General features: G+C 54.8%; 9 protein-coding genes and 2 pseudogenes. 5 read left to right on the plus strand and 6 right to left on the minus strand.

The annotated features are described in order from the left end of the window. Positions 1–35: 35 nt before the first annotated feature. Both ACT4MF_RS18210 and ACT4MF_RS18215 read right to left on the minus strand, forming a co-directional pair. Positions 36–1652 (minus strand): AAA family ATPase, encoded by a 1617-nt coding sequence (locus ACT4MF_RS18210; RefSeq protein ID WP_444683734.1) that lies wholly within the window; start codon positions 1650–1652, stop codon positions 36–38. Continuing rightward, entirely contained in the window at positions 1639–1839 is a 201-nt protein-coding gene (locus tag ACT4MF_RS18215) for a hypothetical protein (RefSeq protein WP_444683735.1), read from the minus strand. Before ACT4MF_RS18215 ends, ACT4MF_RS18210 begins: the two co-directional genes overlap by 14 nt. Before the next feature lie 139 nt (positions 1840–1978). Between ACT4MF_RS18215 and ACT4MF_RS18220 the strand changes: the two genes are divergently transcribed. Further along, positions 1979–3307, plus strand: a complete 1329-nt coding sequence (locus tag ACT4MF_RS18220) for a restriction endonuclease (RefSeq protein ID WP_444683736.1) — start codon at positions 1979–1981, stop codon at positions 3305–3307. A 599-nt stretch (positions 3308–3906) separates the two neighbouring features. Continuing rightward, on the plus strand, positions 3907–5157 hold the full coding sequence (locus ACT4MF_RS18225; RefSeq protein WP_444683737.1) for a Cdc6/Cdc18 family protein: 1251 nt from the start codon (positions 3907–3909) through the stop codon (positions 5155–5157). A 67-nt stretch (positions 5158–5224) separates the two neighbouring features. Here ACT4MF_RS18225 and ACT4MF_RS18230 read toward each other — a convergent pair whose 3' ends face one another. After that, positions 5225–5578 carry a helix-turn-helix transcriptional regulator gene (locus ACT4MF_RS18230; RefSeq protein WP_444683738.1) on the minus strand — a complete coding sequence of 118 codons (354 nt, stop codon included), beginning with the start codon at positions 5576–5578 and terminating at the stop codon, positions 5225–5227. Between the two features lie 412 nt (positions 5579–5990). Here ACT4MF_RS18230 and ACT4MF_RS18235 point away from each other — a divergent pair, with 412 nt between their 5' ends. After that, positions 5991–6260, plus strand: a complete 270-nt coding sequence (locus tag ACT4MF_RS18235; RefSeq protein WP_050032830.1) for a hypothetical protein — start codon at positions 5991–5993, stop codon at positions 6258–6260. A 29-nt stretch (positions 6261–6289) separates the two neighbouring features. Here the strand turns inward: ACT4MF_RS18235 and ACT4MF_RS18240 are convergent, their stop codons facing one another. Together ACT4MF_RS18240 and ACT4MF_RS18245 are read right to left on the minus strand one after the other, a co-directional pair. Beyond that, positions 6290–6568 (minus strand): hypothetical protein, encoded by a 279-nt coding sequence (locus tag ACT4MF_RS18240; protein ID WP_147441164.1) that lies wholly within the window; start codon positions 6566–6568, stop codon positions 6290–6292. A gap of 139 nt (positions 6569–6707) precedes the next feature. After that, a complete protein-coding gene (locus ACT4MF_RS18245; RefSeq protein ID WP_444683739.1) occupies positions 6708–7700 on the minus strand; it encodes a DUF7983 family protein in 993 nt (330 codons plus the stop codon). A gap of 534 nt (positions 7701–8234) precedes the next feature. Here ACT4MF_RS18245 and ACT4MF_RS18250 point away from each other — a divergent pair. Beyond that, a pseudogene (locus tag ACT4MF_RS18250) lies at positions 8235–8366 on the plus strand (DUF5817 domain-containing protein); the annotation flags it as partial. On the opposite strand, the gene ACT4MF_RS18255 reads toward ACT4MF_RS18250, so the two are convergent. After that, on the minus strand, positions 8352–8954 hold the full coding sequence (locus ACT4MF_RS18255; RefSeq protein ID WP_444683740.1) for a hypothetical protein: 603 nt from the start codon (positions 8952–8954) through the stop codon (positions 8352–8354). The pseudogene ACT4MF_RS18250 and the gene ACT4MF_RS18255 sit on opposite strands and share 15 nt — an antisense overlap. Between ACT4MF_RS18255 and ACT4MF_RS18260 the strand changes: the two are divergent. Then, a pseudogene (locus tag ACT4MF_RS18260) lies at positions 8925–9917 on the plus strand (ArsR family transcriptional regulator); the annotation flags it as partial. The gene ACT4MF_RS18255 and the pseudogene ACT4MF_RS18260 overlap by 30 nt on opposite strands.

Here is a 9917-nt window from a genome sequence, read left to right on the forward strand (position 1 = left end):
CGAGTCGTCAGCAATAATGAGGTTATGTCACGGGCTCACGCTGTGCCGGCTGTCGAGACCTCGGGGTAAACACGTACAATAGTTGTATAGTATTGGTTGAATTCCTCTTCAATAGACTCGTATAAATCCTTCAACACCGTCCGTCGAGCCTCAGAATACAAGTCAGTGACAGTATCCAACTCATTCCGAAGTGCGTTGAATTCGTCAACCTTGTCCTTGTCTTCATCAAGATCCTCTAAAGCGTCAAGTGTTCGAACTAGATCAGCATGGGCATCTGACAGTTCGTCCCGAGCCTCAAGACTCTCGATATATCCCTCAATGGTGTTCAGCGACGTCGTCCCCGAATCCCATTGCGGGATCAACCTATCGGGATTTGTTTCCCTGACTTCGAGCCGACCTTGTTCGTCCTGTTCAATGATAGGATCTTCCAGAGTCTCGCTTAGCTCAGTGAGTTCCTCGGCAAGTGAATTGAGATTGCGAACCTCATCCGCGACTGAATCATGATCGCCACGTTCCAGTCCTTGTTCGAACCGGTGTAGTAGCTCTGTCACTTGCGAGTGTAACCCCTCGACTTCATTCGATAGATTCGTTCGCAGTTCCTCGGCTTGCTCACGTAGCTCCTTGATTTCAGAGAGATGTTCCTGTCGTTCAGCTATTCTATCATGGAGATATCCCTCATCATGTCTCTCTCCACAGAGAGGACACTCAGTCGTCTCACGAGTTATTATGCCTTCGGCCGTCTCGAACAATTCGATTTCTTGAAGCGATTCCGTTTCAAGTGCTTGGATTTCTTCGATATTCTCAGAGAGTGAACTCAAATCTTGAGATATCGTTTCTCTCCGTGTACTGACTTCTGACGATAGGTCATTAACCCGTCTAAGTGTCGAATCTTGGTAGAACGAATCTTGAACTTCACCACTCGGTTCTAAATCCACGGCGTCAAGTGCCGAAGATAGTTCATCCAAAGACTCGATCTGATCCGTACCAAGCGTCTCTAATTTATCATTAATACGGTCAAGAATTCTGTTCCGATCATCCTGGTCTAAAGGAAATACAAGCTCAAGCTCAAGAGCAGACCCGATATCGCCGATCAGTCGTTCACATCGGTCTTTCTTTGTCTGGTACTGGTCACCGACGTGTGATTTAGCGCGGTTAAACCCGGTAGCACGGTTTTGAATGCCATTTAGATTCAGAAGACTGGAAAGCTCGTCACCCCGATCACCAGGAGACGATTCGATGAAATCTGTCAGTTGAGTTCGTGTCAAAATCAAGTGATCATCATTCCATTGGCTCACGTCAATACTGTCGGCATCTATCTCACCGGAGATCTCGGACAAGTTTGTCGAATCATCAGCTGTCCGTCGAACTGTCCCCACTTGTCCATCCTCTGTGACGAATTCTCCTTCAACGTAACAGTCTTCAGGATCAGCCATCTGGTGGGGAGCGTGTGAGGAAACGCGAATATCTCTGGTTCCTGGCCCTCCAAGATGTGATAAATTTCCACAGACTAAGAATTCAATAGCAGCCAAAACGGAGCTTTTTCCTGTGCCATTATCTCCCTCGATTACCACGTTCTGGCCGTCGAATTCAAACGATTGCTCTTCCGGTGGGAAGGCCCTGAACCCGTGAACTGTCAGCTCATTCAGCTTCATTGGTGCGTGTCTCAATAAGGTCGTCAGCGAGTTCCTCAGCCTGTTCCTGAGTCGATAGTGTTGTTTCCTCTAAACTATCGCTTAAAGCGTTCGCTACCTCATCAGAGACTTCTTCAGACTCCTCCAGCTTCGATTCAAACTCTTCTAGAACTCGTCGCTCGAAATTCGATCTGGCTCGGTACGTCATTGATTGCAGCAACGACTGCTTGTATGTTAAATGTGCATGGGCTGACTGAAGAGAGTGGTGTTCAAATTATAAGCCCTAAAGCCATTATCGTGATTAGTTCGAAGACGTAGCAGGGACGTGAATAAAGAGTCACTCAAGCATGACCGGGATCGTGATCCTACCCGCTGGTCGCGACGACGCGTTTGAGGACTACAAACAGTTCATTCGGGATGGGCACCCAATTGAGGATATTGAGTCCTACCTCAATGACGACGACCTCGAACTGTTTCGGACGACATCTGACAACGATCTCGTCCACGTCTGGGGTACTTCAGTAGACGGGACGTGGCGGAACGTCGAGCGAAACGACATCGCGCTCGTCTACCACGATGGCGCGTTCGTCGCGAGGGGACAAGTCCTCCAACTCCGACATGACCCCGACCTTGCGGAGTATCTCTGGAGAGAGAACGTTGAACACGGTCGCTGGAACGAGGAAAGCCCGTGGGAGTACATGACCTTCCTCACCGATGTTGAGGAAGTCGACGTCGACATTAAGGATTTCAACGAGCTCGTTGGCTATGACGAGACCTACCGCCCGCAGGGATTTACCCGAGTCGCAGACAAGCGCCTCAGCCAACTCTCTGGAGAGGAATCAGTCGAGACCGCCATTGCCGACCTGACCGATGCCGGCGAGCGTGTTCACCCGGTCGACGACGAAGACGATGAACCAGCTCCCGACCTCGCCGACCAACTCCGGACGGCCAGCACGGACGGGAACGCCCACGAGGAGTTCGAAAAACTCGTTGCGAAGGCCTTCTCTCGGCTAGGCTGTGCCGCCGACTGGATCGAAGGAGGAGGTGACACTGACGTGGAGATCCGGTCCCCTAAACACGTCGTTGTCGAAGTGAAGGCCCGAGGAAACGGTCGAGTCAACTCGCTAGAAGTCACCAACGTGGACAAACATCGACGCCAGCGTGGAGCCGATCACGCCATTGTGGTCGCCCCAGGCTTCGCCCCGAAAGTGATCGATAATGCCGAGACGACCGAGCTGACAACAATCGCCGTCGACGACCTCGTCGAGCTCCTCGATCGCCGGGACGAGTATGCCGTCCCACCCGAGGAGATACTGGCTCTCTTGACACGTTCAGGGGCATTCCAAGATGACAGACTCGACCTCCTCGATGAGTACATCCAGGACCGCATCGATGCTGGAGAGACCCTGCTTGCGGTCATTCGAGCTCTCGAGCGTGCCGACGGAGCCGTGGAGACAGCGGAGGACGTCCGGTGGATCGTCGTGGGCATGGAGGACTCGAACGATATCCCAACCACCGAAGAGGTTCGATCTGCCCTCCAACTTCTTGCGCATCCCAGCGTAGGAGCCGTCGAGCAGGACGAAGAAGGGTATCGGGTGACGACTGGCTACGAGAACGGGATCCAATTGGTCCAATCCCTCGGAGATGTCGTCCAACCACCGGGGAGGGAGGAGTAGATCACCGGCCTCTGCGACGGTACCTCGCTTGTCTCTGTCCTCACCCTCCGGCGCTTCAAGTGTTTCGAGTTGTACGCCGACAGCGATCGACGCTGAAATCCCAGCTGATCTCACACACACCACGTCTTCAAGTGTCTCCGATGACCAGACAGCCGTTCTAATTGTCGACCTCACACACCACCCGTTCAAGTGTTCAACTATAACCACCGACGCGATTGCGTACAATCTGCTGTCGGTCCTGTCGAGGCCAGTTCGTCGTCAGGACAGTGCGTCGAACAAACGAGACACCAGTCGGGACCACCCACACTCCACTATTTCAAGTGTTCAAGTAGACAGTGACGAGTGCTACGTACGATTTCAGCTGATCGAGTCTCTATTACGTCTTCTCTTATTCTACTACACTCACAAAAAATGGTTTGCGGGTATGGTACGCAGACATTTGTGATAAATGTTAGCGTCGCACAGGGTCTCGAATATCCATCCGAAACTGACCCCCCTACTCGTTCCACCTAGAACACTCGAAACGGTGGAGTGTCTGTGTGGGTCAGTCGAAACAGTTGAAGCCCCGGTTTTATATGGTATCTGTGTATGGAACCGATATGGACAATCTCGGTCACCTCACGCCCGAGGATGAAATCTTCCTCGATGAAGACGTGCTCCGGGACGATTACGATCCGTCCCGCATCCTCGAACGCGATGAGGTGTTGAATCGCTACCTCCAGATGTTCTCCGAAGTGATTCGTGGAAAGCGACCGCGTAACGTGTTCGTCTACGGACCGACCGGTGTCGGGAAGACTGTTGGCACCCATCTCGTGCTCGATCGTGTTCGCGAGGACGCCGATAGCGTCGACGATGTCGACGTGACGGCCGTCCAAATGGAATGTCGTGACCTCAATACGAGCTATCAGGTCGCTGTGAATCTCGTGAACGTCCTCCGGGAGTCGACGCCCCGATCGAGTATCTCGACGACAGGCTACCCCGAGGGGGACGTGTACGACATGCTGTTCGACGAGTTACGCAAAGCCGATACCACGCACGTTCTGATCGCACTAGACGAAATTGACAATATCGGAACGAGTGATAACGTCCTGTACAAGCTCGGGCGGTGTAACAATCGTAATTCTGCGAAATTTGTCGATCCCGACGATACGAAAGTCGGACTCATTGGAATCACGAACGACTCGACGTTCCGCGACTCGCTGGATCCACGAGTCAAATCGACGCTCTGTGAACACGAGATTCATTTCCCACCGTATGATGCGAACGAACTGCGAACGATCCTCAAAGATCGTGCCGCCGACGCGTTTCATGATGGTGTGCTGACTGACGATGTGGTTCCGATAACGGCCGCGTTCGCCGCGAAGCGCTCTGGATATGCCCGGACAGCACTCGATCTGTTGTATACGGCCGGCGACCTGGCGCGCACCAGCGACGACGATATCGTTACTGAACAGCACGTCCGGCAGGCCGAAGAGGAGATCCAGCAGGGCGCGATTGTGAGCGAAATTGCATCATTATCGCCTCAAGGCAAACTCGTTGCGTACACTCTGCTTGCACTCGATAATGAAGGCGAACTACCAGCGAAGATGGACGCCTTCTACGCGTGGTACGAGCACGCTGCACGGCTCGCAGAGACTGATACGGTCACCGCACGGACGGTCCGCGATCTGTTGAATGACCTCGTGATCAACGGCGTCGCGAAGATGGAAGAGATCAACCGCGGCCAGCGCGGTGGTCGCCACTACCGTTACTCGCTCGCGGCACGCCCTGAAATGATCGTTGATGGTCTCACCGAGGATGATACAATAACCGAACTGGATGAACAACGCGGCGGCAAACTCTTTCGGTGAGACGAATCAAGCCTATCGTGACTAAGTTTTGGTGACTAAGAGCCGTCGAAAGCCCTCGAGAACATAGTTACTCTTCCTCGTACGCGAGGTTCATCAGCCATTGGGAGAAGGCGTCTGACTGCGGGTCGACCTCTTCTTCACCGATGAATGGCGAGAGCATATCACCCGCCATCAGTAGTGAAAAGTCAAGATCAGATGCTGTTGGTTCGAGATAGTAGGTCCGTTGACCTTCGTACACCGTTTCCTCACGCTGGATCAGCTCGGCACTCTCAAGCGCTTCGACTATTCGGCTTCCTTTTCGCGAAGAGACACCCAGCTCTTTCCAAAAGTCGCTCTGGTGAATCCCACCCGTCTCGCGGACCAGTTCAAGACCCGCACGTTCGTCCTCCGAGAGATCAGCCTCATCCTGTGACGCACTCATATTCCAACAGCTAACGTGTCTCCATTATAATCGGTCTTTCTGTCGCTAACACTCGTTATGAGATTGGCCGAGATTATTGTGCTAATTTCCCACTCGGTAGCACGACAAACCCGCAACGGGCGTTTTTCGGTTTCGTTCAATCGGTATTGTAAATCAATGCCTTATGTAGAAATCCGGTAAATAGGGGACGGTAAATGTCACATAAGGCAACAGGCATCGCTGACAAGTGAATCCTGAGCCCACGTCACGGTCGACATCGACCGTGGCCTGTCTGTCCATCCCGTCACGTCGCCAGTTGTAGAGCGGTACGGCTTACTCAGGGATGAAACCACTAAGAAGGCGTTTCACTCTATGAGGCTTCCGAAGATAGATTTATAACGATCGAATATGTACTTTTTGATAGGTGGTATGTATGGCCACACCAAGCTATGCGGGGGCAGAGTCGCACCACCACCCAGATAGCGACATTGAGACGGGTGAAACCGCAGTCTGGCCACTCGTTGAGTGCCTCGGTGGGAGCGTGGGGGCTGGAATTATTTTTCTCCTCTCCCTCCCAGTGTTAGCCGATCTCATGAGTCCGCTTGGAGCCCTGTCTCCAACTGGGCTCCTCGTCGTGTTTCTGTTCGCGTGGCTGTTCTTGTGGCTACTCATCGCTGTGACTCGCGAGCGAGTCACCGACTGAGTAGTCACAGAACAGTGTATACACTATCTTCAGTCGAACACGTCGGTGAAGTCCTGAAGAATATCTTGTGACGACTTTCCATCAGCACGAGATGGAATTGGATCCTCCCAGCATTCGACCTCGAGTGTTTGTGCATCCGATATCTGATGCGGATCAGTCGTCACGTTGAGAATTGCCGTGTGATAGATAGCAAGGAGTCGGTGATCATGGACACTCACGTGATCGATGCCAGCTCGATTCAGGACTGCTGGAATATCCGTGGGACTAGAGAGAGATACCGAGACGGTTGGAGAATCCGGGTCACCCATACCAACAATTCTCACATCAGACACATAAACTACCTGTGCTGGAGAGCCTCGAGGGACTCGCGTCGACCGTTGAGAAACACCCACGTTCGGGCCGACGTCGACCGTAACGTGTCTCGCCCCGTCACGTCGCCAGACGGACTCATCGGTCGGCATTCGAGCGCGTGTGATACGACTGTCCAGACTTGAATTCGGTCAGTTCCTCAATCCGCGATTCCAGCTCTTCGACTTCGTCACGAAGTTGGTCGGCGTCGTCAGCATCGCTCGCCGCAAGTTGGTCTTTCAGCCCTTGGAGCCGCGTCTCCTTGCGATCTTCGTCCACCTCGGCTTTCCGAACGTACTCGGTTTCTTCAATCTTGTAGACATCGCTTTCAGCGACATCAGTCACTTCGAGGGCATCGTCAACCTTCCCGCGATCAACGCTCACCACCCGATCACGGTCGATCCCGGCTGATTCGAGCGTGTCCAGCACCTCCTCGTCATCTTTGAGCGAGCGGTTCGTCCGAGCTGTCCGCTGGACCGAACCGTACGATCCCGAGACCGGTCGGTCGTGATGGAGTCGGTCTAAGAGCGTGTCCGCGATCTCCTTGCGGAGGTCGTTGGCGTTCCGTTGAACGTCCGAGAGCAAGGTATACAGGTCGATGAGTGTCCCTGTCTCGACCTCTTCGAGCGCTGTAACCTCGTGACGTTCCAGCGCGTCGACGAGCAACAGCGCATCCGCGTAGACATCGAGATCAGGTTCTGTCCGTTCGTCGGGAGCAGGCTCAGAGGACGGGTCCTCGTCCAGTAACAATGAGGTGGTTGGCGCTTCGGTCTCGATGATCACACCTCGGTCGTCGTTCACCTCGAATCGTGGATGGAGACTCAATACCGTCGGGTATGGATCCGCATCGGGTGGGAGTCGATCGAGATCGAATCCATCGGTAGAGTCGGTAACACGTCGATATAGCGTCTCAAACTGGTCTTTTTGAAGCGGTCGCGACTCACCGCTATCCGCGAATTTGATGATGACACGGTGTTCCTGGACGCCAGTTATCTGAAACCGGTCGTTCGAGAGTGGTGTCCGGAGCGTCGCCCCTTCCGGGAGGTCATCTAACCGCTCAAGGAGATTGTGCCAGCTGACCCGAAACGACATATTCGTAGTGAGACCGTTGGACGCTAAATGCTTGAGGCTACCTACAGAACTCACAGCTGAGTGCGTGGATGCTGATTGAATGAATTCGTCGGAGGGCTCCCACATGGAACCCAGTACAATTGCCAGTTACCCGCTTTAGAGGTGTGTAAACCGCCTGAATACGGACACCGCGACGAAATGACAGTAATTGTATGTATGTCTGACGCTCGGCGTGAGTATTAAGACGGAGGCAAGCGCATCATCGCAGTATGCACGGCTAGGCGATGTTTAGAAAGGGGGGAAGTTCCCCTGTTGGCAGCAGGGGCCGCTTTGGAAGGGACAGGATGGCACCTGTCCGAAGGAACTCACGTATCCTTCATTTCTTCCGAAGTGGTCTTAATGGTTGCGGTGGTGAGAGTCATCTCTGGCTTTCGCCGATAACCCCTTCTGCTGCCTCTGAAACGGCTGATTTCCCGATTTCGGCCGTAGCGTCGAGCACGTGCGCGGAGAGCGCACTATGCAGGACCACCCGGCTCATGGAGGTGTGCCAGCGGCGTGAGTCGCTTCGCTGTCGTTGGCTGTTCAAATTGTAGCCAACACTGGGTCATCGAGGATGCTGTCAGTAGTGGCGCTGCTAACGCTCGTGAGTGCCCCCGGTGTGGGAGGCAGCATTCAGATGGCCAGTTGCGACGTCGAGCAAGAGCAGACACGTGGGAGGACGCTGTTGAGCAACGGGCGGCACTTCTCCCGAACACTCGGAACGCCAGCGCTGAGTTCGACGAGGTTGGCCACTACGCCGATCTTGAAGAGGAATGGGACCGCGACCTCGTCGGCCAACCACTCGGCGTGCAGGTGCTTACAGGTGCCTTCGCAGACGATCAGCACCTCGACACAGCGAATCGAGAGACATCCAACAAAACCGATCACAGCTCTCGTCAGCTTGGAGATCTCCGCTGTGATGAGGACGCGGGTCTCTGGGTGGTTCAGCAGTACCCGGCTGTGTCGTCTGGGACAGTACACCTCGACAAAGAGAGCCGACCGGGTGAACTCTGGGAGCGTCTTGTTTCTGTCCTCGAAGCCGATATTGCGCTCGCTGTGCGCGAACTCGTCGGTGGTGTCGCTGATGGGGCCGCCTGGCAGACGCTTGAATCGATTATCGACGACCAGCTCGGGACAGTTGACCGAGAGACGCTTCCAGACGCAGAGAGCCTCAACGGGTCGATCGTTGCGTCGACGCTGTTGAGCTTGTGTAAAGACGTCGAGTCCGAGCAGCATCAGCAGGCGCTCGAACTGCTCGAGAGCTTTGGGAGCTCGGAGTTCGGCCCGCTTGGCATCGGGTTCCCTGGTGAGCTTGCGGATGTTCGCCGGGTTGTGAAGCCGTTGCTCGCAGCCGCAGCCCATACGCCGACACTCACCGTGCGGATCGATGAGTCATTCCGGGAGATCGGCCACGCCGACCAACGCCGGCAGATGGTCCAGCTGCTCAGTTGGCTTGGCCACGGTGTGGACGTCCGGATTGTGTTTGAGTCGTCTATCTGGATGCGGCGCTTCGCTTGGAGTTACGATCCGGAGATCGATGTCGACGAGCTGGATGGGAACGTTCCGGACGTGGCAGCGTTCGATGTGAGTTCTCAATGCGATACAGGCCAGCGCGCTCACGGAACTGTCGACGACCACGTCGCGGCTGCGTGTGAGGTGCTTGAGACGGACGGTGAGGTTGTCGCAACCCTCGAGCGTATCGGCGCGGAAGCCGGCCAGACAGCCGGCTACGAGGCGCTCTATGAGGCTGCTCCGTACGATGACCCCGACCAGTCCCGGAACAACGTCGCGTACCACCTGGGCCAGCTTCGCGAACACGAACTCGTGACGGATCGTATCGCGACCAGCGACGGGAGCAAAGTCGCAATTCGCCCGGCTGGCGTGCGTTTCCTCGAAGAAATCGGCCGATCTGGAATGCGACAAAAACCCCTTCAGAATTTTGTGAGTCGGACCGGAAAATCCGACGACAATTTGGAGTCTAGACCCGCGCACACACGTGAGGGGGGGACCGGCTGGAGCCGCGACCGCCTCCCGGCACTCCACACTATCCAACCGCTTCCTCGCTCTACGTATCAGGCCGCTGTTGCGGCGACCCCCGAGAATGGCGTCGCAACCGTCGATTCGGCGGTCTCCGAGTGGGACGATCGAGCAGCTCCTCGGCGCTACATGGACTGGGACAATGATCGGCTCGCCGTGGCC

The sequence above is a fragment of the Halorubrum sp. FL23 genome, from assembly GCF_052439115.2.
Classification (GTDB): Archaea; Halobacteriota; Halobacteria; order Halobacteriales; family Haloferacaceae; genus Halorubrum; species Halorubrum persicum.